The organism is Ruegeria sp. AP7 (genome assembly GCF_056539905.1).
This window is the reverse complement of the sequence record NZ_JBQFVT010000002.1, coordinates 115924-138950: the sequence shown is the minus strand read 5'-3', so window position 1 is coordinate 138950 and position 23027 is coordinate 115924. Positions and strand designations below refer to the sequence as shown.

Here is a 23027-nt window from a genome sequence, read left to right as displayed (position 1 = left end):
TCAGCCCGGCAACCCAACACCTTCGGAGCCGACGATGCGCATAATCTTCATGGGAACCCCCGATTTTTCGGTCCCTGTTCTGGATGCGCTGGTGGGCGCGGGTCACGAAATCGCCGCCGTCTACTGCCAACCTCCGCGCCCCGCTGGCCGGGGCAAAAAGGACCGTCCAACACCGGTCCACGCCCGCGCTGAGGCGCTGGGTCTCGAGGTGCGCCACCCCACCTCGCTGAAATCGCCCGAAGAACAGGCCAGCTTTGCCGCGCTGAACGCCGATATCGCCGTTGTTGTGGCCTATGGCCTGATCCTGCCGCAAGTCATTCTGGACGCGCCCACCCATGGCTGCCTGAACATACACGCCAGCCTGCTGCCGCGCTGGCGCGGGGCCGCCCCGATCCATCGCGCAATCATGGCGGGCGATGCGCAGACCGGCATCTGCATCATGCAGATGGAGGCCGGGCTGGACACCGGCCCCGTCCTGCTGCGCGAAGCCACCGATATCGGCATCGAGGAAACCACCGCGCAACTCCATGACCGCCTGTCGGATATGGGCGCGGCGCTGATCGTTGAGGCTCTGGCCGAACTGCCCAGCCTTACACCTGACCCGCAGCCCGAAGAGGGTGTGACCTACGCCGCCAAGATCGACAAAGCCGAGGCGCGGATCGATTGGTCGGCCCCCGCATCCGATGTCGACAGAAAAATCCGCGGTCTCTCTCCATTCCCCGGCGCATGGACCGAGGTCGAGGGCGATCGGATCAAACTGCTGGCTTCGCGGCTGGCCGAAGGGCAGGGCACGCCCGGCGAGGTGCTGGATGACCACCTGTGCGTGGCCTGTGGTGAAGGCTCGGTTGAGCTGCTGCGCTTGCAAAGGGCGGGCAAAGGCGCGCAGGATAGGGAAACCTTTCTGCGGGGCTGGCCCATCCCGGTCGGCACCCACCTATCATCGGAGTAAAGCCAGATGTTCATGATCCTGATGGGCACCGTCGTGATCGCCGGGATCGTGGGCTATCTGTCTGAACAGACCGGCTTTACCCACAACGGCTATCTGCAATCGATCATCATCTGCGTGGGTGGTGCCTTCCTGTTCTATTTCGTCCGCATCATGTTCGGCATCAGCTTTGGTCCGCCCGGGCTGGACGCGGTGCTGTCCTCCATCGGAGCTCTAATCATCGTGCCCACCCATTGGAGGAAATGACATGCCGATCATCGCCCTGATCATCGTCGGAGCTGCTGCAGGGTTCCTTGCCACCCGCCTGATGCGGATCGAGGCGGATATTCCAACCACCATGCTGATCGGCATAGTCGGCGCTTTGGTGGGCGGGCTGATCCTGCGCACGCTCATCACCGTGATGGGATGGCTCTCAGGGTTTATCGGGGCCGTTCTGGGGGCGCTTTTGGTGATCTGGATCTGGCAGACATATATCCGCCGCTGACCGCTTGACCCGACCGCAATCTGCGACCAATGTCCCGTCAATTTTTTGTCGAAAGGCCTCTCATGTCGCATGATCTGACTAAAGGTGACGTCGCCCTGATGGGGGTGCCGCTGGACCTGCATTCCTCGTTCCTGCAAGGCCCCGCCTTTGCCCCGGGCCGTATTCGCGAGGCGTTGCATTCCGGTGCGGCGAATCTAACGGCTGAGGATGGCACCGATCTTGGCGCAACCGACCGATTCAAGGACACCGGCGATCTGGATGTGTTCGAGATGATGGGGCAGGAGCCCATCAACCGGATCGAGGCCGGCGCGGCTGCCCGGATCGAAACCGGTGCACGGCTGCTCTCGCTGGGCGGTGATCACTCGGTGGCCTATCCGCTGATCAAGGCGCATGCGGACCGGTATAAGGGGCTGAATATCCTGCATATCGACTCACATCCCGACCTTTATGACAGCCAGCAGATCGGCCCGCTGGGCCATGGCTGTCCCTTCGCCCGCGTGATGGAGACCGGCAAGATCAATCGCCTCGTTCAGGTCGGCATCCGCACCATGAACAAGCACCAACAGGAACAGGCCGATAAGTTCGGGGTTGAGGTGATCGACATGCGCAACTGGCGCGCAGATCTGGAGATCAGTTTTGACGGCCCGGTTTACTTGTCACTGGACCTCGACGCGCTGGACCCGGCCTTTGCTCCGGGTGTTTCGCATCACGAACCCGGCGGGCTGAGCACGCGTGAGGTGATCGACCTGATCCATCGGTTCAAGGGTCAACTGGTCGGCGCGGATATTGTCGAGTTAAACCCGCATCGCGACCCCTATGGAATGACGGCCATGGTGGCGGCGAAATTCGTAAAAGAGATCGGCGCAAGGCTGCTGACGCGCTAGCGCTCATCGCAGATTGCGGCGGTCCCAAGTCTTGGGGCCGCGCGCGTTGTCATGTCGTACCGGTTCGCCTCGGATGCGGTCATCCAGTGCATTTCATCCTCGGATGCAGCAACCAGCGTGAACCAGTAGAAGTCCGGGTCGACGCCGATATCTGCGAAATAGTCAAGATACCGGTCATGTTCAGGATGACCTTCGGGCAGTTCCGCGGCCACGTAACCTCCACCACCCCAACTGTGAACCCCCACACAGGCGCCGGGTTCCAGCACCCGCCGGTTACCGGCCAGAAACAGGTCAGTTCCGCCAGAGGCGACCAAACCGTTTGATGGAACGACCGTATCGAACCCTTCCTCGCGCACCACGCGGCTGAACACCACATTAGCATCATCATCGACTGAGCCACCGATATTCTGTAGCACCAGCGTTTTGATCCCGGGGTTCTCGTCTATCACCTCTTCAAACGCGCTGAGCGTTGTATGGTCGATCGTGCCGGACGCCACGATCTGATCCCCTTCGGTCCTGAAGCTGACCGGGGTGTAGTGATCTGCACAAGCCGCCAGCAGCAGCGTTGCCGCAAGAAATGAAAGTCGGGGGGTCATAGCGTTCTCGTGTCTGTTTGTATCCTATCGCCGAGGCGGTCGGGCCTTGTAAACCGGCAACTGCCAACCGAACAGCAGCGATCCGGCCCGCAGCGACCAGCAGACCAAGGCGCATAGCCCCAATGCCGGCAGGCCGGTTAACCCAAGCTGAGCCGCCAATACCGCTGTCAGGGCACCGGCAAAGGCGCAGGAAACATAAAGCTGACCCTGTTTCAGCACCAGCGGCACCTCATTGCAGACCACATCGCGCATCAGCCCGCCGAGGCAACCGGTGGTCACACCCATCAGCACCACAATGACGCCGGCCTGTCCCAGCGACAGGGCCGCGCCCGTGCCTGCAGCCACCGCGATGGACAGGGCAAAGCTGTCCAGCCAAATCAGCCAATTATACCGGCTTTCAACCAGATGTGCGGTAAAGAACACCAGCACTGCGGCGCCGCAGGCAATCAGGATATAGTCGGGTTGCCCGACCCAAAACACGGGATGTCGATCCAGCAGCAGGTCGCGCACCGTGCCGCCGCCCACCGCTGTCAGGCAGGCGATGAAGGCAAACCCCACCAGATCCAGCTGCGCCCGGCTGGCGACCAAGGCCCCGGTCAGCGCAAAGACCAGCACCGAGGCATAATCCAGCAGGGCAAGCCCGCTCACGCCTGCGCCTTTTTGGGTTTAAACGGTGCCATGCCCGCACGCGCCAGTTCATCCGCGCGCTCATTCTCGGGGTGGCCTGCGTGGCCCTTGACCCATTCCCAAGTCACCTGATGCCGCTCTTGCGCCTCATCCAGCCGCTGCCACAGATCAACATTCTTGACTGGCTTCTTGTTCGAGGTCTTCCAGCCGTTTCGCTTCCAACCGAAAATCCAGCCGGTGACGCCATTTTTTACATAGGCGCTGTCGGTGACGATGGTGATCACAGATGCTCGCTCTAGCGTTTCCAGCGCGCTGATCGCAGCCAACAGTTCCATCCGGTTGTTGGTGGTCTCGGCCTCTCCGCCATTCAATTCGCGCTCTTTCAGAACGTTATCACCATCCATCGCGCGTAGCAGCACGCCCCAGCCACCGGGGCCGGGATTGCCGGAACAGGCACCATCGGTATAGGCAAACAAATCAGGCATGGGCAAACACCAGAATGAACCCGTCATAGGACCCGGCGAGACCTTTGCCGATCCCCTGCACGGTGCGGTCGATGGTGAAGCCGGCCGTGGTCAGAGCCTCTTCTATCTCGGGCTGAGTATAATATGTATAATAGCGGTTAATATCGTCGCGATGCTCACCCGTTCCAAGCTTCATGCCCAGAAACAACTGACCGCTGGATTTCAGTGCTTTGTGGATTGCGCTTAGATGACGCGGGAAATCGGAACGGGGCGCGTGCAGTAGCGAAAAGCTGGCATAAACGCCGTCATATTCCTCGGCCTCGGTGACGTCATCGAAAGTGCCCAGATAGGCATCGACGCCATTGTCGAGTGCGTGTTCGACAAAGGCCGGCGTGGCATCCAGCGCCCGCACCTTTAGCCCTTGGCGCATCAAAAACGCGCTGTCCGATCCGGGCCCCGAGCCCAGATCCAATACATATCCGCCCGCCTCGACCGCATCCGCAAAGGCCTGCCGGGCCTCAAGCTGTTCGGGGGGCAGGGGGATTTTCAGATAATCGGCGACCCGCGCAGTGTAGGCGTCAATCGTGCGTTTGTCCTGAGTCATGCAGGCACCCGCAGAACACGCGGCACTTTGAACTCTACGTTTTCTGTCGCGGTTTCGACTAGCTCGACCGTCACGTCATAATGGTCGCGGAAGGCTTCGATAACCTCGTTCACTAATACTTCGGGGGCCGAGGCCCCTGCAGTAACCGCAACGCTCGCGATACCCTCCAGCGCCCGCCAATCGATCTCAGTCGCGCGTTGGACAAGCTGTGCATAGTTGCAGCCCGCACGTGAGGCGACCTCGACCAGACGGCGCGAGTTTGACGAATTCGGCGCTCCGACCACCAGCAGCGCATCGGATTTCGGCGCAACCGCTTTTACCGCTTCCTGCCGGTTGGTGGTTGCATAGCAGATATCTTCTTTATGCGGCCCAACGATGGCGGGGAACCGGGCTTCTAACGCTGCAATGATATCCTTTGTGTCATCCACCGACAGAGTGGTTTGGGTGACAAAAGCCAGTTTATCGGGATCCCGCACAGCAACCTGCGACACGTCCTCAACCGTTTCAACCAGCAGCACCTCGCCTTCAGGCAGTTGTCCCATGGTGCCGATGGTTTCGGGGTGGCCTTTGTGACCGATCATGATCATCTGAAGCCCGGCATCGGCGTGGCGCTGCGCCTCGACATGCACCTTAGACACTAGCGGACAGGTGGCGTCGACATAGATCATCTCGCGCTGGGCGGCAGTGGCAGGTATGGATTTTGGTACACCGTGGGCGGAAAAGATCACCGGGCGGTCGTTTGGACATTCGTCCAGTTCTTCGACGAACACCGCGCCCTTGGCGCGCAGCCCATCTACAACGAATTTGTTATGCACGATCTCGTGACGCACATAGACCGGCGCGCCCCATTTCTGCAGAGCCATTTCAACGATCTTGATTGCCCGATCCACTCCGGCGCAAAACCCGCGTGGGGCGGCAAGATACAATATCAGTGGTGGCTTGGTCATGGGCGGTCTCCTTGCCTGAGACAACTAGGTCTTTTCATTGCCATGGTCCAGACAGCAGCACGTCATTTACCTGACATGAATCGCTGTTAGCAAAGGGGTGTTTTTAGCACCTATCCCTTTAAAAGTAGCGCGGCCAGGGCTTTTAGCCCTGGCCGTACATGTCATCGCCCCACATGGAGAGTGGGTAATCGGGCTTGGTGTTACTGACCGCCCGCAGCGGCGACGCTGCGCGGTTCGAGCGGCATCTCGCGCGGAGGTCTTCCGATCACGTCGCGCAGGTCCTCCAGCTCGATAAAGTTGTCGGCCTGACGGCGCAGCTCGTCCGAAATCATCGGTGGCTGGCTGCGAATGGTCGAGACAACCGAAACGCGCACGCCCTGACGCTGCAGGCTGGCAATCAGCGGGCGGAAATCCCCATCGCCCGAGAACAGCACGATATGATCTACACGTGGTGCCAGTTCCATAGCATCGACGGTCAACTCGATGTCCATGTTTCCTTTGACTTTCCGACGCCCCATGCTGTCGGTGTATTCTTTGGCCGGCTTGGTGACCATGGTGAAGCCGTTGTAATGCAGCCAGTCCACCAAAGGTCTAATCGGCGAATACTCGTCATTTTCCAGTAGCGCTGTGTAGTAGAAAGCTCTAAGCAGTTTGCCTCTGCGCATGAATTCTTGGCGCAGCAACTTGTAGTCGATGTCAAACCCCAGTGCTTTGGCGGCTGCATAAAGATTCGAGCCGTCGATGAACAGCGCTAGCCGTTCGTCCTTGTAAAACATAAAATGGTCCTTCCGGTATAAGCCACCGCACCGTGAGCTCCGTGAGTGAAAATGAATTGGTCAGTGCAATGGTGCCTCTAAAATAGGCCTTTTTGCCTACATCGCAAGCATTCTCTGTTCCGAATATGGGGTTAGAAGTGGACAAATCTTTGTCAAAAGCGGTCATTGCCCTTGGTGCAAATCTCAGCCTGAGAGGTAATGGGCCCAAGGTGACACTTGAGCAATCATTGGCCGCAATGGCCGAGGCTGGCTTGGTGATTCGCGCAAAAAGTCGGTTTTTTGCCACACCCTGCTTTCCTGCGGGGGCTGGGCCAGACTACGTTAATGCGGCGGTTTCGATTGAAACGGATCAGAGCCCGCACGAGGTTCTGGCGCTGCTGCACCGTATCGAACATGATTTCGAGCGCGCCCGCGAACAGCGTTGGGGGATGCGCACGTTGGACCTTGATCTGGTCTGTTGGGGCGATTTGGTGCTACCGGATGATCTGGAATATCACCGCTGGCTGACCCTTCCGCATGAAGAACATGCCATATCCGCTCCGGAACACTTGATCCTGCCGCATCCACGTCTGCAGGACCGCGCATTTGTGTTGGTGCCGATGGCAGATGTTGCCTACGATTGGCGCCATCCAGTACTGGACAGGACAGTCACACAGATGGTTGCCGCACTGCCACGCGAGGACGTGGCAGAGGTTAAGCCTCTGTGATCCTCGCATTTGCGGCATTTCCTGCTTGTCAAGGCGGGGATTCGCGCTTAGATAAACCCCTTCCTGCCACGGATTCATTTACGGAGAGCGCCCCATGGCCCGCGTTACGGTCGAAGATTGTGTAGACAAGGTCCCGAACCGGTTCGAACTGGTGATGCTTGCAGCCCACCGGGCGCGCGAGATTTCCGCCGGTGGCCCGATCACTGTTGATCGCGACAACGACAAGAACCCCGTTGTCTCGCTGCGCGAAATTGCCGATGAAACTCAAAGCGCTGATGAGCTGCGCGAGCGTCTGATCGAGGCCAACCAGACCCAGATCGAAGTTGATGAGCCCGAAGAAGATCAGATGGCTCTGCTGATGGGTGCGGAATCCGACAAGCCTGCGGATGACGACATGTCGGAAGAAAAGCTCCTGCGCGCTCTGATGGAGGCTCAGGGCCAGGGGTAATTCCCAGCGACAAAGGTGCGGACCGGATGATTTCAGCAGAAGACCTGATTGCGCTGGTCCGCAATTACAACCCCAAGACAAATGCCGAGCGCATCGAACGGGCCTATGAATTTGGCCTTCAGATGCATGAAGGGCAGTTCCGCCACTCTGGCGAGCCCTATTTCTCGCACCCTGTTGCCGTTGCCGCCATCCTGACCGAACAGCGTCTGGATGATGCGACCATCATAACGGCCCTGCTGCACGACACGATCGAAGACACCAAGGCCAGCTATGGCAAGGTTTCCGAACTGTTCGGCGATGAGGTCGCCAAGCTGGTCGATGGCGTCACCAAGCTGACCAACCTGCAGCTTTCCAGCCGCGAGACCAAGCAGGCCGAAAACTTCCGCAAACTGTTCATGGCCATGTCCAAGGACCTGAGGGTCATTCTGGTCAAGCTCGCCGACCGACTGCACAATATGCGCACCATCAAGGCGATGCGCCCCGAAAAGCAGGTGCAAAAAGCGCGCGAGACGATGGATATCTATGCGCCGCTTGCGGGTCGCATGGGGATGCAATGGATGCGCGAGGAACTTGAGGACCTCGCCTTCCGTGTCCTAAACCCCGAAGGCCGCCAGTCAATCATCCGCCGCTTCATCACCTTGCAGCGTGAAACTGGCGACGTGATCCACCGCATCACCGGCGACATGCGGCACGAACTGGAAAAAGCCGGGATCGAGGCCGAAGTCTTTGGCCGAGCCAAGAAACCCTATTCTATCTGGCGCAAGATGCAGGAGAAAGACCAAGGCTTCTCGCGCCTGTCCGACATCTATGGGTTCCGTATCATTACCGGGTCTGAGGAAGACTGCTATCGCACCCTCGGCGCGATCCACCAGCGTTGGCGCGCGGTGCCGGGACGATTCAAGGACTATATCAGCCAGCCGAAATCGAACGGTTATCGCTCGATCCACACGACTGTGTCCGGGCGCGACGGTAAACGGGTCGAGGTTCAGATCCGCACCCGCCAGATGCACGACGTTGCCGAAACCGGCGTGGCAGCGCACTGGTCCTATCGCGATGGTGTCCGGTCCGAAAACCCTTTTGCCGTGGACCCGGCAAAATGGATCGCAAACCTGACGGAACAGTTCGACAGCGAGGATGATCACGAAGACTTCCTCGAAGCGGTCAAGCTCGAAATGTATTCGGACCAGGTGTTCTGTTTCACCCCTAAGGGCGACGTGGTGAAACTGCCGCGCGGGGCAACACCGATCGATTTTGCTTATGCGATCCACACCCGTATCGGCCATGCATGTGTTGGGGCCAAGGTGGATGGAATTCGTGTGCCGCTTTGGACCCGGCTCAAGAACGGACAATCGGTGGATATCATCACCGCTGATGGCCAGAGCCCACAGGTCACATGGCTTGAGATCGCCGTCACCGGCAAGGCCCGCACCTCGATCCGCCGCGCCTTGCGTGAGGTTGACCGGGAACGCTTTATCAAGCTGGGCAAAGAACTGGCTCGCGCAGGGTTTGAAAACGTCGGCCGTAAGGCCACCGACAAGGCACTGGATACGGCTGCAAAACACCTGCGATTGAAAGACCGACACGAATTGTTGGCCCGTTTGGGCAGCGCAGAACTGACCGCCCATGAGGTGGTCGAGGCTGTGTATCCCGAGCTCACCAAGGACGATGGCGACGCGATTTCGCCCCGCCGCGCTGTGATCGGGCTTGAACCCGGCCAGAAATTCGACCGTGCGCCTTGTTGCCAACCATTGCCGGGTGAACGCATCGTTGGCATCACATATCGCGGCAGGGGCGTTGAGGTGCACGCCATCGACTGCGACCGTCTGACCGAGTTCGAAAATGAACCCGAGCGCTGGGTCGATCTGCACTGGCATGCGGGCACGCACCCGGCTGTCTATGGAGCGACACTTGATCTGACTATCGGTAACGATGCCGGGGTACTGGGGCGTATTTGCACATTGATCGGAGAGAAAAAGGCCAATATTTCGAACCTCGAATTCGTCGACCGCAAACCTGATTTTTACCGCCTGATGATCAACGTCGAACTGCGCGATCTTGAACAACTGCACTCGCTGATGCTGATGCTTGAGGCGGAAAGCGATGTTGCCGCGGTCGAACGGTATCGGGAAAGCAAGAAAACCGCCGTCGCGGCTGGCTGAGAAGGGGTGATCACGAGTGGTTTTCAAGCGCCGAGATCGCCGCTCGCCTGTCCAAGTCGCGTCAGAGTTTGTTTATCCGCGCGGCGGATGGACCCGTGCCTTTCACTATGTCAAACATCGGGTGCGCCGCCTGCCTGACACCCCTGAACGCATCGCGCGTGGCATCGGGGCAGGGGTTTTTGCCTCGTTTACACCATTTTATGGCTTGCATTTTCTCGTCGCCGCCGTGCTGGCTCGATTGCTCAATGGCAACATATTGGCTGCCCTCAGCGGAACATTCTTCGGCAATCCTCTGACCTATGTGCCGATCGGGGTGGTGAGCTTGCAAACCGGGCATTTCCTGTTGGGTACCCGATATCGTGAGCACGACACGCACGGGTTGATGGGGAAGTTCGCCGATGCAATGGGTGATCTCAAAGACAATTGCATTGCGATGTTCACCGGTCGCGAAGCTGACTGGCATGGGCTCAGCCGCTTCTATGACGATGTGTTCTTTCCTTACATGGTTGGCGGTGTCATTCCGGGCATTGTGGCCGGTGTTGTCTGCGGCTATCTCAGCCTGCCGCTGATCCGCACATACCAGCAGCGCCGCCGCTCCCGGATCAAAGCAAAGTTTGAACAAATCAAACGTTTGGCACAGGCAGAGGCTGACGTTTCAGTGACAAACCCACTAGGCTCGTCTTCAGGGACAATGAAGGATTCGAAAGATGTCTGACAACCGTTTGCGTCTGGGCGTGAATATCGACCACGTAGCCACCGTGCGGAATGCGCGCGGCGGGGCCTATCCCGACCCACTACGCGCCGCCCGGATCGCGGAAGAGGCCGGGGCCGATGGCATCACAGCACATCTGCGAGAAGATCGCCGCCACATCTCGGATGCCGATATCGACGGGTTGATGGACATCTTGTCGGTACCGCTGAACTTCGAGATGGCCGCGACGGACGAGATGCAGAAAATCGCCCTGCGCCATAAGCCACACGCTGTCTGCATCGTTCCAGAAAAGCGCGAGGAACGCACAACCGAAGGCGGGCTCGAAGTTGCGCGCGAAGAAAACAAGCTGGCCCATTTCATTGCGCCGCTGCGCGATGCCGGTTGCCGCGTGTCGATTTTCATCGCCGCAGATCAGCGCCAGATCGACGCCGCCCATCGCATCGGGGCCGAGGTGATCGAGCTGCACACCGGCGCCTATTGCGATTTCCATGCCGAGGGCAAACCGGACGAATCCGCGCGCGAGCTCGAAGCCCTGCGCGAAATGTCCGCCTATGCCCATTCACTAGGCCTTGAGGTTCACGCAGGCCACGGCCTGACCTATGAAACCGTGCAACCCGTCGCCGCCTTCCCCGAAGTGCGCGAGCTGAATATAGGCCACTTCCTGATCGGCGAGTCCATCTTCCGCGGCCTTACACCAGCGGTCCACGAAATGCGCCGCCTGATGGACGAGGCGCGGGCATGATCACCCCTGGTTTTGTGGCGATCTGGATTGCCGGGCTGATGGCTGGGGGCTCTCCGGGCACTGCCACGATGGGCATCGCGGGTACTGCGATGAATGAGGGCCGCACCGCCGGTCTGACCTTTGCGCTGGGTATCTGTGCGGGTTCTGCTGCGTGGGGGATTGCCGCAGCTTTGGGGTTGTCTGCGATCATGCAGGCCAATGTCTGGGTGTTTGAGGTGATCCGCTATATCGGCGTCGCTTATCTGGGCTGGCTGGCGTTCAAGGCCCTGCGCCGCGCGCTGTCCTCGGATGAGGTTGCTTTGGGCAACCCGGTCACCGGCACTCTGTCCACCATCTTCGCCAAAGGGGCGGCGATCCACTTGACCAATCCAAAGGCGATCCTGAGCTGGGGCTCGATCTACGCCATCGTCGCGCCCAACGATGCGAGCCTTGCTATGCTGCTGGGCTATTTCGCCATGCTCTATGCAGGGTCGCAGCTGATCTTCATCGGCTACGCTTTCCTGTTCTCCTCTGCACGCATGGTCAACGCCTATCGCCGCGCCCGCCGTTGGTTTGATTTCGCCTTCGCGGGCTTCTTTGGCGTTGCCAGCTACAAGATCCTCACGGTGCGCTTGTCATGACCTCTGGGGTGCAAGGATGATCCGACATTGCGTGATGCTGCGCCTCAGGCCCGATCATGACGCGGTAGAGCTTGCCGCAGTGATGGATGGGCTGAGCGCGGTCGCAGACCGCTTGCCGGGCTGCGGTGGCTTCATCCACGGCGCAAATCGCGACTTTGAGGCAAAATCCCCGGACTATCCCTACGGCTTCACGCTGGATTTCGCGGCTGAGGTCGACCTGCGGCGTTATGCCAGTGACGAAACTCATAAGCGGCTGGGCGCACGGCTTGTCGCTCTGTGTAAGAACGGGGCCGAGGGCGTCCTGGTGTTCGATCTGGAAATGCCCGACGCGGCGGGCCAATAGGAGACGAGGAACTGTCATGAAAGCAATCACCTATCGCGGATTTGGTGCGGCGGCGGATGTCCTTGAGTTGGTCGAGCTGCCCACGCCTGAGCCTGGCGCAGGCGATGTTCTGGTCCGTGTCCACGCCAGCGGCATCAACCCCTCAGATGTCAAGCTGCGCAGTGGCGCGCGCCCGGGTGCGGTGATGCAATACCCGATGATTGTTCCCCATTCGGACGGGGCCGGGGTGATTGAGGCCGTAGGCGAAGGGGTTGATCCCGCGCGCGTCGGCGAACGTGTCTGGATCTGGAACGGCCAATGGCAACGCGCCTTGGGCACCGGGGCCGAATACATCGCGCTGCCTGCCGATCAGGCTGTGTTTCTGCCCGACACCACCAGCTTTGCCGAAGGCGCGTGTTTTGGCATCCCTGCCATGACTGCGTGGTACGCGCTCTATTGCGACGGCTCCATCACCGACAAAACCGTGCTTGTCACCGGCGGAGCTGGCACGGTCGGGCGCTACGCCTGCCAGATGGCAGCGCTGGGCGGCGCGCGCGTTATCACCACCGTCAGTTCAGATGAAAAAGCCGCCCATTCTGGCGCGACAGAGTGGGTCAACTACCGCACGCAAGACGTGGCCGAGGCGGTGATGGGCATGACCAACGGCGCAGGTGTAGACCGCATCGTCGAGGTCGATTTCGCCGCCAACCAGCCCGCTTCCCTTTCGATGATCCGCCCCGGCGGCACCATCGCCAGTTATGCCTCGGCCTCACAAATGAAGCCGGAACTGGATTTCTACGGCTTCATGTTCAAGAACATCCGCCTGCATATGCTGATCGTCTACCAACTCGACGCCGCGGCCCGCCGTCGCGGCGAGGCGCAGTTGGGTGTGTGGCTGGAACAGGGCGCATTGTCTCACGCCGTTGTTCCCGGTGGAAACCTCAACGATGCGGCCATCGCCCACCAGATGGTCGAGGCCGGACAAAAGCTGGGCACCGTGGTGTTGGAGGTCTGACATGATCCTCGGCATCGGCACCGACCTCGCCAATATCGAACGCATTCAAGGCACGCTCGACCGGTTCGGCGACCGGTTCCGCAACCGCGTTTTCACCGAAACCGAGCAGCGCAAGGCCGAACGCCGCGCTGACACCGCTGGAACCTATGCCAAGCGCTGGGCCGCGAAAGAGGCGTGCTCGAAAGCCTTGGGCACCGGTCTACGCATGGGCATCGCCTGGAAGGACATGGCGGTGACCAACCTGCGCACAGGCCAACCCGTTATGCATGTCACCGGCTGGGCCGCTGAGCGCCTGAAAGAACTGACCCCCGAAGGGCATGAGGCCATCATCCACGTCACCCTGACCGATGATCACCCCTGGGCGCAGGCCTTTGTGGTGATAGAGGCCCGACCGCTTCAAGAAGCGCCCGCGCAGCCTTGACTTGCCCCCACCTGACACGCATGTAGCACCCCAACCACGCATAGACTGGAGAGAGCAGTATGGCCGAGGAAGCCAAATCCGGAAACGCCGTTTGGGAGACGATCAAAACCATCGTCTACGCCCTGCTGATCGCGGGCGTTTTCCGCACGCTTTTCTTTCAGCCGTTCTGGATTCCCTCCGGTTCGATGAAGCAGACGTTACTGATCGGAGACTTCCTCTTCGTCAACAAGATGGCTTACGGATACTCCTACGCTTCCTGCCCCAGCCTGATCATCCCCAGCGTCGGTCTGAACATCGATGCCGAAGATATCTGTGGCTGGATGCAGGGCGATGAAAACACTCGCATTCTGGGCGGTGAGCCTGAGCGGGGTGATGTCATCGTCTTCCGCCATCCCATCACTGGCCGTGACTATATCAAACGCCTGATCGGCTTGCCGGGCGACCGCATCCAAATTCGTCAGGGCCAGATCATTCTGAATGACACACCGGTGCCTCAGCAACCTGACGGCGTGTTCACCGAGATCGCCGAACCGCAGGGCCCGCAAGGTCTGCGCCCGCGCTGTGAAAACGGCCCCGTGGGTATCGGTGGTTTGTGCGAAAAGTCTCGCCTGATCGAAACCCTGCCGAACGGCGTCTCCTATGATGTGCTGAATATCGGTAGTCAGGGTTCGGACAACACTGGCATCTACATTGTGCCTGAAGGCCACTATTTCTTCATGGGCGACAACCGCGACAACTCGGCTGACAGCCGCCTACCACAATCCGCAGGCGGCGTGGGTTTTGTACCTTTCGAAAACCTGATCGGACGCGCCGACCGGATCATGTTCTCGTCTGCAGGTCGCTCGATGCTGTTCTTCTGGACATGGCGCGGTGATCGCTTCTTCAAGGCGGTCAATTGAAGCTATCGGCCGAGATAAAGGCGTTCCAGAAACGCTTGGGGTATGAGTTTTCCGACCCCGAACTGTTGGTGCGCGCGCTGACCCATGGCTCAGTGTCTTCCGCCACACGTCCCGACAATCAGCGCCTCGAATTTCTTGGCGACCGTGTGTTGGGCCTAGCCATGGCCACAGCACTGCTTGAAGCGGACAGAAAAGCCTCCGAAGGCCAGCTGGCCCCCCGGTTCAATGCACTCGTGCGCAAAGAGGCCTGTGCTGATGTGGCCCGCCAGATCGATCTGGGGGCAGTCCTGAAATTGGGCCGGTCCGAGATGCTCTCCGGGGGCCGTCGGAAACAGGCCCTTCTGGGCGACGCGATGGAGGCGGTCATCGCTGCCATCTATCGCGACGCAGGGTTCGAGGCCGCCCGAAACGTGATCCTCGCCCTCTGGGGCGACCGCATCCACAAGGTCGAGGCTGACGCGCGCGACGCCAAAACCTCGTTGCAGGAATGGGCGCAGGCCCGCGGTCAGAAGCCGCCAGCTTACGTCGAAGTCAAACGCACTGGCCCCGATCACGCCCCGATCTTCACCATCGCCGCGCGGCTGCAGGACGGGACCGAGGCACAAGCTACCGCTGGCTCCAAACGTCAGGCAGAACAGGCAGCGGCAAAGGCTCTGTTGGAACAATTGTCTTGATCCTCTGCGCGGCCAGATCATGAAGATCAGACCCGCCCAGAAAGCCGATGCCGCCAGCCTCGCGGCCCTGTCGATTGAGGTCTGGGTCGGAACCTACCTAAAGCGCGGCGTGAATTCCTTCTTTGCCGAATTCGCACTGTCCGAGTTCACGACCGCCCGGTTCGAAGCCTTGTTGCAGGACGGCCAAGACCTTTTGATGGTCTCTGAAAACGAAGAGGGGATCGACGGATACATTCGGTTGGCGGAAAATCGCATTGCACCTGTGGACGGGCTTTCCGATTTTGAGATCGTGACGTTTTATGTGCAGCCCCGCCATCATGGTAAAGGCATCGGATCATCGCTGCTGGACATCGCGATCGACTACACCCGTGAAAAAGGGCGCCAGTCAATTTGGCTGACGACCAATTCTGAGAACACGACCGCAATCGATATCTATCTAGCCAAAGGGTTTGAGCAAGTCGGTGTCACAGATTTCCGGATCGGGGGCCAAGCCTACCCGAACCATGTACTGGTATTGAACACTTCGCCGTAAGATCAAACCACGCGAATGAACCCGGTCAATCCGGTTTTCTGATGTTCGATCACATGGCAATGAAACGCCCAATCGCCGGGATTATCCGCAACCAGCGCGATCTCGACCACCTCATCTTTCAGCAATAGCATCGTGTCGGTCATCAGCGGTGGCAGTTTGCGAAGGTTTGACTTAAGCGGCATAAAGACCAATCCGTGCAGATGGATCGGATGCAGGTTGGGGGATTCATTGCGCAGCCGCAGAACATAGCTTTTGCCCATCTGCAAAGTGGCCAGAGGTCCCACATCCTGCGCGGTATCTCCCGGCCAAGGCTTACGATTGATCGACCAGAAATTGTACCCCAGCGAGCCACAAAAGCCATTATTGGGTTCTCCGCCTTCTGGCGTCCAACCAAAGACAAACTCGTGCAGCTCGGCCTTGTTCAGATCGGGCCGTGCAACAGGGTTTTTGGCCAGAGGTTTAAGCTCTCGCATATCCCGCACCACAGACGCGCCTACCGCCTGCAACCCGACCATGGACCGCAGCGGCTGACCGGGCAGCTTCGCCATCAGGTTCACGGTCTTCCCTTCATCCTCGGGCATCTTCACCGCGAAATCGACACGCTGGCCGGGGCCAAGCTGCAACGGCTCCTCAACGCTGGGCAGCGGCACGTCTACATCCACCGGATGCCCGTCCCATGCGATGATCTGCGCCTCAGCATGATCAAGGTTCAGTTTGTAAATCCGGGTCGTATCGGTGTTGACCAAGCGCAACCGAACCAGACCTCCGGCGGGGTGATCATAAACCGGCGCCTGAAACCAATTTGCAGTATGCACATTGCCAAATGTCCCCGCTCGTGCAGCCCCGCGCGGCGTAAAGGCGGGCAGAAACGCGCCCGTCTCATCCAGCCGAAAATCGCGCAGGTTGACCACCTGCTCGCTGTCGAATCCCGGGTCCTCGGTCTCGGCAATCACCATGACCCCGGTCAGACCATGGGCCATTTGCTCCATCGTCATACAATGAGGATGGTACCAGTACGTGCCCGCGTCCGGGGGTGTGAATTCATAGTCGAAAAGTTCACCCTCACCCATCGGCATCTGGGTCAAATAGGGCACCCCGTCCATCCCGTTGGGAATACGCAAGCCATGCCAGTGCATCGCCGTGTAGTCGGGCAGGGTATTGCGTACCGGCAACCGCATCACCTCGCCCTGATTTCCATACAGAATGGGGGGAGGTGCGTCCGGCGACAGGCTGACCATCCCGTCCGTCACCTGATCACGTAGCGCAAAACTTGCGGGTTGGATCACCAACTCTTGCGGGTTTGACGCCAACGCGAACCCACCCAGTCCCAATGCACCTGCAGCAGCCCCGCTGCCCAATAGAAACTCCCGACGTTTCACATCTCGCCTCTCCGAAAGGATGATCGCCTGGCTGGGATTGGCGTGGCGCATTGCTTTGGTGCCACCCCTGTCGCATGACCGCAATGCGACAAATGCCTCTGGCCCGTCCGCACATTCTGCTATAGGGGTGCGCACTTGCAAATAGGATCGCAGGACACATGAGCACACGCGCCGGATTTATCGCCCTGATCGGAGAGCCCAACGCAGGCAAATCCACCCTTCTGAATCGCATGGTCGGGGCCAAGGTCTCGATCGTGACGCACAAGGTGCAGACCACCCGCGCACGCATTCGCGGCGTGGCGATGGAGGGTGATGCGCAACTGGTTTTTGTCGACACGCCGGGTTTGTTCAAGCCCCGCCGCCGCCTGGACCGCGCCATGGTCGCCGCCGCTTGGGGCGGCGCCGCCGACGCGGATGTGGTCGTCCTGATGGTCGAGGCGCATCGTGGCATCACTGAAGGGGTTGAACGCATCCTCGAAGGTCTGGAAGAGATCGGCCAAGGCCGCACCATCGCTCTCGCGATCAACAAGATCGACAAAGTACCCTCCGAGAAATTGCTGGCGCTCACCAGTGATCTGAACGCCCGCTATCCCTTTGCCGAGACTTTCATGATCTCGGCTGAGAAAGGCCACGGTGTTGACGATCTGCGCAAATGGCTGGCCTCGAAACTGCCCGAAGGCCCGTGGCTCTACCCCGAAGACCAGATCGCTGATTTGCCCTTGCGCATGATCGCCGCTGAGATGACGCGCGAGAAGCTGACCCTGCGCCTGCATCAGGAACTTCCCTATCAGCTGACCGTCGAGACCGAGAACTGGGAAGAGCGTAAGGACGGCTCGGCCAAGATTGATCAGGTCATCTATGTCATGCGCGACGGTCACAAAGGCATTGTGCTGGGCAAACGCGGTGAGACGATCAAGGCTGTCAGTCAGGCCGCACGGGCGGAACTGGAAGAATTCCTCGACCGAAAGATCCACCTGTTCCTACAGGTGAAGGTCCGGCCCAACTGGTTGGAAGAATCCGAGCGTTATTCGGAAATGGGTCTGGATTTCAAAGACGGTAACGGATGACCCGACTTACGGCGGAATTCTGGGTGCATGCCTATCTGGCGCGGCTGCGGTTTCAGGAAATACCAGCCTTTGTCGTGGCCCATGGTGACGACACCGCCGGCGCGGTGCTGATCAAGCTGAATACGCTTGACGGGCAGGCCACCGCATTTCAGCGCAGTTTTGATCTGATGAGCGGTGAGCGTAAATGGGTGGCACTCTCTTCCGGCCCCGAGGGCGAGGTGGACAACGCCATCACCCGCCAACGCAGTTTTGACCCTGATCTCTGGGTAATCGAGGTTGAAGACCGGCAAGGCAGGCACTTACTGGGTGAAGAAGGTTTGGACTAGCGCGCCCAGCAATTGATCTTGGATGCCCGGCACAAAGCGACTATTTTGCTCTGAAACAGGCTGAACGAACGACCCGCCTATCGGGTGCCGCAGGAACAGGAGGGGAATTGAGTGGCTGAAACACTTGCCCAGAAACTGGAAAAGTCAAATCTCGGCCATTGGATGCAGCGGTTCGAAGGCTTTATGGTCTTCATCGGAGTGGTCGGCCCCTTCGCTACGTTGCCGCAACTGATCAAGCTTTACTTTACCCATTCCGAACACGCCACCGGCCAGTCGCTGCTCTCGTGGTCGCTTTATGCGGGGCTGTCGTTTTTGTGGTTCGCTTACGGGCTGGTGGTCGGCAAGCTGCCCATCTATGTGGGCAACGGCCTTTCCATGATCTTGAACCTGATGATGGTCATCGGCATCTTAATCCATGCTGGGGTCACATTCTAGCAACCCCGCTACGCAGTGGGCGACAATGCGATCAGTCTGCTTCACTAAAATAGACGAAGCTCATTTTGTTTCCATCCGGGTCGCGGGCATAGGCACCGTAGAAGTTCGGTCCATATTGCGGGCGTTCACCCGGATCGCCCTCGTTAGTACCGCCATTGGCAATAGCGGCGGCGTGCACCTCACGTACTTCCGCTTCGCTTTGACATAGCAGGCCAACCATGTTGCCGTTTCCGACAGTTGCAACCTCTTTGTCGAAGGGCGTTGCGACCCACATGCTGCCGCCACCGCGCAGCTCATAGCAAACTGCATGTGGCATGTATTCGGCGATTACTTTCCCACCTAACTGAGGGACAACCGCGTCGTAGTAGCTGCGTGCTTTGGCAACATCATTTGAGCCGATCATGACATAGTTCAGAGACATTTCTTAAATCCCAGCAATAAGAACATATGGCGAACATTAGTCTCTGAACCCACCTCACGCAACCGGTTTTTCCTACTGATCCGACCAGACTTATTTGTACCTTGAACCTGCAACGGCCATAAGATTTCCTGCAGGCATATCTGGTGACCTAACGAGGCCGAAATTGGACTGGCGTGATCACGGCATACTTCTGACCTCTCGCCGCCATGGTGAGACGGCGGCCATTATCGAGGTTTTTACCGAAACTCATGGCCGCCATGCAGGTATTGTGCGCGGGGGCACTAGCCGCAAGATCGCGCCGATCTTGCAACCGGGGGCGCAGTTGGACGTACTTTGGCGTGCGCGGCTTGAAGAGCATCTGGGCACTTTTCAGGTCGAACCCCTGCGTTCCCGTGCCGCTGCTGCATTTTCAGGTCGGTTGGCACTGGCCGGACTGAACGCGGTGGTGGCGTTATTGTCCTTCTGCCTTCCCGAGCGCGAGCCACACCCCTCGATTTATAAGCAAACCGAACAGTTGATGGATTTGTTGGGACAGGATGAGGTTTGGCCACTTGCTTATCTGCGCTGGGAACTGGCGCTGCTGGAAGAGCTGGGCTTTGGCCTCAATCTGTCGGCCTGTGCGGTGACCGGCGTGCGTGAGGGGCTGATTTATGTCTCGCCCAAAACCGGTCGCGCGGTCAGTGCAGCGGGGGCTGGGGAGTGGGCCGACAAACTGTTGCCACTGCCCCCCTGTCTGCGTGGCGAAGGGGCTGCGCCGGATGCCGAGATCGCGCAGGCTCTGCGCACAACAGGGTATTTTCTGGAAAACCACCTGGCCCCGGCTTTGGGCCATACGCCGCTGCCTGATGCCCGTGCACGCTTTGTGGCGCAGTTTACTCGACGGCTTTGAATACCATCTCGTGCCCGTCCTCGTTGCGCAGGATCAGCACATCGCCGGATACTTCGGATTGTGTCATCGCCATCAGTGCAGCGAAGTAAAAACCTTCGGCCTCAAGCCCGGCACAGGCTGCGCGAGTGGCAGCCAGATCGGCGATCTCGAACCAAGGGTAGGGGGCATTCAGCTTGCCCGAATAAGTGTTGCAGGGGGCATTGCCTTCTATACGCCCCTCTTCGGGAAAGCGCAGCAATGCGCTGGCTTCGAACGGCTCTCCGTCAATTTCCTGCAGTGCCCATGTCTGATCCGCCGCGCCATAGGCGGCAACGGTTTCATCCTCGTCGCATTGAAACAAGGTCAGAGGCAGAAGCAGGGCCAGACGTAACATCGCAATATCCTATCAGTAGGGGTTCACGCCGCTGATCAATTCTTCGCGCACTTCAAGACGGGGCCGCCAGTTGTACTTGGTATCCTCGTGCACGGGTGCCCAGAACAATACCCCGCTGTTGCGCCACGGGTCCAGGATGATGCCCTCGTTCATAGGAGCACCCTTGGCGCTGATCAGGGCCGAATGATGAATGATCCGAAACGCCGTCGGCGGGGAGGTAACCCAGTGCAAATCCAGCGTACGGAAACTTTCTTGTTTCAGTCGCGTGGTCATGGCTTGCGCCCAGTCATTACATAGGCCCTTCTCACGAAACCCATTTATGACCTTTGCGTTGTGGATGATCGCCGGATCGGTGACGTTCCAGTCCTTCTTCAATTGGCTGGAATAGGCATAGGATATCTCGGCGGCGCGGCGGGCTTCGCGTGGATCAACCTCGGGACCAAGCTGCTGAATGGCCTGCGCCAGTTTGTCGGCGTCATTCGAGCCCGTCGTCGTCGGGGCCGAGGCGCACCCGGCAAGGGTCAGGCAGGTGGCCAAAATTGAAATGATGATCTTCACGCTCGAGTCTCCTCTGGCCGACATAGGTGCCGGTTCCGTTCACCGCCCTTTAACTGATTCCGGCCCCCGATCCGAGGGGGAAGTTTTGCCCAGACGATCACAAAGCCAGGTAGTACAACTCGGAACATTGCGCCTTGGTGCCTGTACAACACGGAAGAAAAAGAAAACCCGGCACAAGGCCGGGTTCAGTTGGGGAAACCGCAACGGTTCGGGATTTATCCCAGCAACCGCCGCGCGATGACTTGCGCCTGAATCTCAGCCGCACCTTCAAAGATGTTCAGAATACGTGCATCACACAGCACGCGACTGATCTTGTATTCCAAAGCGAATCCATTGCCGCCATGAATCTGCAATCCATTATCCGCTGCGGCCCAAGCAACCCGAGCCCCCAGCAGCTTGGCCATTCCGGCCTCTAGATCGCAGCGCTGGCCGTGGTCTTTTTCCCATGCAGAGAAATAAGTGAGCTGCCGTGCGATCATGATCTCAACCGCCATCATCGCCAGCTTGCCCGAGACGCGGGGGAAGTTGATCAGCGCCTTGCCGAACTGCTTTCTATCTTGTGCGTATTGCATGGCGATGTCCAAAGCGCTCTGCGCGACGCCGATGGCGCGGGCGGCGGTCTGGATGCGGGCGCTCTCGAAGGTCTCCATCAACTGTTTGAAACCTTTGCCTTCTTCGCCACCTAACAGGTTCTCCCCCTTCACTTCAAAGCCGTCGAAGCCCAGCTCGTATTCTTTCATGCCACGATAGCCCAGCACTTCGATCTCGCCGCCTGTCATACCGGGTGTGGGGAAGGGGTTCTCATCGGTTCCGGGGGTCTTTTCAGCCAGAAACATGGACAGACCACGGTGATCGGAGCTATCAGGGTTGGTACGCGCCAGTAGGGTCATCACATGCGTGCGGGCGGCGTGGGTGATCCATGTTTTATTGCCTGTTATCTTATAGTTGCCATCTTCACATTTAACGGCACGCGTGCGCAGGCCGCCCAGATCCGATCCTGTGTTGGGCTCAGTGAAAACGGCGGTCGGCAGGATCTCAGCACTGGCAAGTTTCGGCAGCCAGTTAGCTTTTTGCTCATCTGTGCCGCCCGCGATGATCAGTTCAGCCGCTATCTCGGACCGCGTGCCCAATGAGCCCACGCCGATATAACCGCGCGAAAGCTCTTCCGAGACCACGCACATCGACGCTTTGGACAGGCCGAAGCCGCCGAATTCCTCGGGGATGGTCAGGCCGAACACGCCCATTTCGGCCAGTTCTTCGATGATCTCAATTGGGATCAATTCGTCTTTCAGGTGCCATTCATGGGCGTTGGGCTCGACCTTTTCCTGCGCATAACGGCGGAACTGATCACGGATCATCTCCAACTCTTCGTCCAGACCCGAAGCGCCAAACATGGTTGCACCGGATTGATCCTGCATAAGCTCAACCAGACGCGTGCGCGCGGCCTGAGAATTGGCCTGCGCCATCAGGGTTTGCACTTCATGGCACTGGAACCCGGACAAGGCTTCCCAGCCAAGACCAAGGTCCTGCAAACGAACTACCTCACCCTGATTCATCGGAATGCCACCCGCGATCTGATGCAGGTATTCGCCAAAGGCGATCTGGTGCAGCAACTGCTCCATCTCGCTGAACTTACCTTCAGCTTGAAGTGCCTCGGCCCAGCGTTGCATCTGCTGCAAAGATTGCCGGTAAGTTGCCAGCCATGCCAAACCATGAGCGGCTGTCTGGTTTGCTTCGATCAACGCGCCCGAGATGCGGTCATCGCTAGTGACCATGGCACGCACCGATGCACGGGCCTCGTCGAACACAGTTTCGACCGCCGGTAAGGCCGCTGCAGTCAATGTCAGAAGATCAGGTAATACCGCTTGCTGCATCATGTTCGTCAAGTCCTGTCCATCATGGGCCATGAATCACGTCCTTTACTGGGTCGTCTGGTCATATCATGCTGCACGTGCAGCGCAACAAAAATACACAAATAGCACATAAAAAGTTCAATTATT

The 23027-nt window shown here is 58.9% G+C and carries 31 protein-coding genes; 20 read left to right on the top strand and 11 right to left on the bottom strand.

What is annotated here, in order from left to right; genetic code table 11:
- Nucleotides 1-34 precede the first annotated feature (34 nt).
- From fmt to speB, 4 genes are read left to right on the top strand one after another with little or no spacing between them, the layout of a single operon-like run.
- Nucleotides 35-949 carry a methionyl-tRNA formyltransferase gene (fmt, locus tag ACR0KN_RS05520; protein ID WP_480651989.1) on the top strand — a complete coding sequence of 305 codons (915 nt, stop codon included), beginning with the start codon at nt 35-37 and terminating at the stop codon, nt 947-949.
- 6 nt (nt 950-955) lie between these two features.
- The gene (locus tag ACR0KN_RS05515; protein ID WP_170475814.1) at nt 956-1192 is read left to right on the top strand and encodes a hypothetical protein; all 237 of its coding nucleotides are present in this window, start codon (nt 956-958) and stop codon (nt 1190-1192) included.
- 1 nt (nt 1193) lies between these two features.
- Complete coding sequence (locus tag ACR0KN_RS05510; protein WP_170475816.1) at nt 1194-1430, top strand: GlsB/YeaQ/YmgE family stress response membrane protein; 237 nt, start codon at nt 1194-1196, stop codon at nt 1428-1430.
- A gap of 29 nt (nt 1431-1459) precedes the next feature.
- Nucleotides 1460-2314 carry an agmatinase gene (gene speB / locus ACR0KN_RS05505; protein WP_480651987.1) on the top strand — a complete coding sequence of 285 codons (855 nt, stop codon included), beginning with the start codon at nt 1460-1462 and terminating at the stop codon, nt 2312-2314.
- On the opposite strand, the gene ACR0KN_RS05500 is transcribed toward speB, so the two are convergent.
- From ACR0KN_RS05500 to ACR0KN_RS05475, 6 genes are all read right to left on the bottom strand, one after another.
- Nucleotides 2311-2910 carry a COG3904 family protein gene (locus ACR0KN_RS05500; protein ID WP_480651985.1) on the bottom strand — a complete coding sequence of 200 codons (600 nt, stop codon included), beginning with the start codon at nt 2908-2910 and terminating at the stop codon, nt 2311-2313. The two genes, speB and ACR0KN_RS05500, sit on opposite strands and share 4 nt — an antisense overlap.
- A 24-nt stretch (nt 2911-2934) precedes the next feature.
- Nucleotides 2935-3558 carry a trimeric intracellular cation channel family protein gene (locus tag ACR0KN_RS05495; protein ID WP_480651983.1) on the bottom strand — a complete coding sequence of 208 codons (624 nt, stop codon included), beginning with the start codon at nt 3556-3558 and terminating at the stop codon, nt 2935-2937.
- Nucleotides 3555-4022 carry a ribonuclease HI gene (gene rnhA, locus ACR0KN_RS05490; protein WP_480651981.1) on the bottom strand — a complete coding sequence of 156 codons (468 nt, stop codon included), beginning with the start codon at nt 4020-4022 and terminating at the stop codon, nt 3555-3557. The genes ACR0KN_RS05495 and rnhA overlap by 4 nt, the downstream gene beginning before the upstream one ends.
- Complete coding sequence (locus tag ACR0KN_RS05485) at nt 4015-4605, bottom strand: class I SAM-dependent methyltransferase (RefSeq protein WP_480651979.1); 591 nt, start codon at nt 4603-4605, stop codon at nt 4015-4017. The genes rnhA and ACR0KN_RS05485 overlap by 8 nt, the downstream gene beginning before the upstream one ends.
- A complete protein-coding gene (gene ispH, locus ACR0KN_RS05480) occupies nt 4602-5552 on the bottom strand; it encodes a 4-hydroxy-3-methylbut-2-enyl diphosphate reductase (protein WP_480651977.1) in 951 nt (316 codons plus the stop codon). Before ispH ends, ACR0KN_RS05485 begins: the two co-directional genes overlap by 4 nt.
- A 200-nt stretch (nt 5553-5752) precedes the next feature.
- Nucleotides 5753-6328, bottom strand: a complete 576-nt coding sequence (locus ACR0KN_RS05475; RefSeq protein WP_010437678.1) for a LabA-like NYN domain-containing protein — start codon at nt 6326-6328, stop codon at nt 5753-5755.
- A gap of 125 nt (nt 6329-6453) precedes the next feature.
- Between ACR0KN_RS05475 and folK the strand changes: the two genes are divergently transcribed.
- The 12 genes from folK (at nt 6454) to ACR0KN_RS05415 (ending at nt 15579) form a co-directional block, all read left to right on the top strand.
- Nucleotides 6454-7035, top strand: a complete 582-nt coding sequence (gene folK, locus ACR0KN_RS05470; protein ID WP_480651975.1) for a 2-amino-4-hydroxy-6-hydroxymethyldihydropteridine diphosphokinase — start codon at nt 6454-6456, stop codon at nt 7033-7035.
- Nucleotides 7036-7129: 94 nt separating this feature from the next.
- Nucleotides 7130-7483: a DNA-directed RNA polymerase subunit omega gene (rpoZ, locus tag ACR0KN_RS05465; protein ID WP_010437681.1), complete on the top strand. Its 354-nt coding sequence runs from the start codon at nt 7130-7132 to the stop codon at nt 7481-7483.
- A gap of 26 nt (nt 7484-7509) precedes the next feature.
- On the top strand, nt 7510-9642 hold the full coding sequence (locus ACR0KN_RS05460; RefSeq protein WP_170771022.1) for a RelA/SpoT family protein: 2133 nt from the start codon (nt 7510-7512) through the stop codon (nt 9640-9642).
- 16 nt (nt 9643-9658) lie between these two features.
- Nucleotides 9659-10357 carry a DUF2062 domain-containing protein gene (locus ACR0KN_RS05455; protein WP_010437684.1) on the top strand — a complete coding sequence of 233 codons (699 nt, stop codon included), beginning with the start codon at nt 9659-9661 and terminating at the stop codon, nt 10355-10357.
- Nucleotides 10350-11096, top strand: a complete 747-nt coding sequence (locus ACR0KN_RS05450) for a pyridoxine 5'-phosphate synthase (RefSeq protein ID WP_170543051.1) — start codon at nt 10350-10352, stop codon at nt 11094-11096. Before ACR0KN_RS05455 ends, ACR0KN_RS05450 begins: the two co-directional genes overlap by 8 nt.
- Entirely contained in the window at nt 11093-11716 is a 624-nt protein-coding gene (locus tag ACR0KN_RS05445; protein ID WP_480651972.1) for a LysE family translocator, read from the top strand. The genes ACR0KN_RS05450 and ACR0KN_RS05445 overlap by 4 nt, the downstream gene beginning before the upstream one ends.
- A gap of 16 nt (nt 11717-11732) precedes the next feature.
- Nucleotides 11733-12059 carry a Dabb family protein gene (locus ACR0KN_RS05440; RefSeq protein ID WP_480651970.1) on the top strand — a complete coding sequence of 109 codons (327 nt, stop codon included), beginning with the start codon at nt 11733-11735 and terminating at the stop codon, nt 12057-12059.
- Between the two features lie 16 nt (nt 12060-12075).
- On the top strand, nt 12076-13053 hold the full coding sequence (locus ACR0KN_RS05435; RefSeq protein WP_480651968.1) for an NADPH:quinone reductase: 978 nt from the start codon (nt 12076-12078) through the stop codon (nt 13051-13053).
- A 1-nt stretch (nt 13054) separates the two neighbouring features.
- Complete coding sequence (gene acpS, locus ACR0KN_RS05430; protein ID WP_480651967.1) at nt 13055-13474, top strand: holo-ACP synthase; 420 nt, start codon at nt 13055-13057, stop codon at nt 13472-13474.
- Nucleotides 13475-13533: 59 nt separating this feature from the next.
- Nucleotides 13534-14373 carry a signal peptidase I gene (gene lepB / locus ACR0KN_RS05425; protein WP_170543061.1) on the top strand — a complete coding sequence of 280 codons (840 nt, stop codon included), beginning with the start codon at nt 13534-13536 and terminating at the stop codon, nt 14371-14373.
- Nucleotides 14370-15047, top strand: a complete 678-nt coding sequence (gene rnc, locus ACR0KN_RS05420; protein ID WP_480651965.1) for a ribonuclease III — start codon at nt 14370-14372, stop codon at nt 15045-15047. The genes lepB and rnc overlap by 4 nt, the downstream gene beginning before the upstream one ends.
- Before the next feature lie 19 nt (nt 15048-15066).
- Nucleotides 15067-15579, top strand: a complete 513-nt coding sequence (locus tag ACR0KN_RS05415) for a GNAT family N-acetyltransferase (protein WP_480651963.1) — start codon at nt 15067-15069, stop codon at nt 15577-15579.
- 2 nt (nt 15580-15581) lie between these two features.
- Here the strand turns inward: ACR0KN_RS05415 and ACR0KN_RS05410 are convergent, their stop codons facing one another.
- Nucleotides 15582-16958 (bottom strand): multicopper oxidase family protein, encoded by a 1377-nt coding sequence (locus ACR0KN_RS05410; RefSeq protein WP_480652411.1) that lies wholly within the window; start codon nt 16956-16958, stop codon nt 15582-15584.
- A gap of 158 nt (nt 16959-17116) precedes the next feature.
- On the opposite strand from ACR0KN_RS05410, the gene era reads away from it, so the two are divergent.
- From era to ACR0KN_RS05395, 3 genes are all read left to right on the top strand, one after another.
- Entirely contained in the window at nt 17117-18025 is a 909-nt protein-coding gene (gene era / locus ACR0KN_RS05405) for a GTPase Era (protein ID WP_480651961.1), read from the top strand.
- Complete coding sequence (locus ACR0KN_RS05400) at nt 18022-18351, top strand: DUF1491 family protein (RefSeq protein WP_480651959.1); 330 nt, start codon at nt 18022-18024, stop codon at nt 18349-18351. Before era ends, ACR0KN_RS05400 begins: the two co-directional genes overlap by 4 nt.
- A gap of 111 nt (nt 18352-18462) precedes the next feature.
- Nucleotides 18463-18786: a SemiSWEET transporter gene (locus ACR0KN_RS05395; protein ID WP_170475855.1), complete on the top strand. Its 324-nt coding sequence runs from the start codon at nt 18463-18465 to the stop codon at nt 18784-18786.
- Nucleotides 18787-18817: 31 nt separating this feature from the next.
- Here ACR0KN_RS05395 and ACR0KN_RS05390 read toward each other — a convergent pair whose 3' ends face one another.
- Nucleotides 18818-19207 (bottom strand): VOC family protein, encoded by a 390-nt coding sequence (locus tag ACR0KN_RS05390; RefSeq protein ID WP_010437704.1) that lies wholly within the window; start codon nt 19205-19207, stop codon nt 18818-18820.
- Nucleotides 19208-19370: 163 nt separating this feature from the next.
- On the opposite strand from ACR0KN_RS05390, the gene recO reads away from it, so the two are divergent.
- Nucleotides 19371-20096: a DNA repair protein RecO gene (gene recO, locus ACR0KN_RS05385; protein ID WP_480651957.1), complete on the top strand. Its 726-nt coding sequence runs from the start codon at nt 19371-19373 to the stop codon at nt 20094-20096.
- Here the strand turns inward: recO and ACR0KN_RS05380 are convergent.
- The 3 genes from ACR0KN_RS05380 to ACR0KN_RS05370 form a co-directional block, all read right to left on the bottom strand.
- Nucleotides 20080-20469 carry an META domain-containing protein gene (locus ACR0KN_RS05380; protein WP_480651955.1) on the bottom strand — a complete coding sequence of 130 codons (390 nt, stop codon included), beginning with the start codon at nt 20467-20469 and terminating at the stop codon, nt 20080-20082. The two genes, recO and ACR0KN_RS05380, sit on opposite strands and share 17 nt — an antisense overlap.
- A gap of 12 nt (nt 20470-20481) precedes the next feature.
- Nucleotides 20482-21027 carry a hypothetical protein gene (locus ACR0KN_RS05375; protein ID WP_480651953.1) on the bottom strand — a complete coding sequence of 182 codons (546 nt, stop codon included), beginning with the start codon at nt 21025-21027 and terminating at the stop codon, nt 20482-20484.
- A gap of 215 nt (nt 21028-21242) precedes the next feature.
- Nucleotides 21243-22934, bottom strand: coding sequence for an acyl-CoA dehydrogenase family protein (locus ACR0KN_RS05370; RefSeq protein WP_480651951.1), 1692 nt, complete (start codon nt 22932-22934; stop codon nt 21243-21245).
- Between the last annotated feature and the right edge of the window lie 93 nt (nt 22935-23027).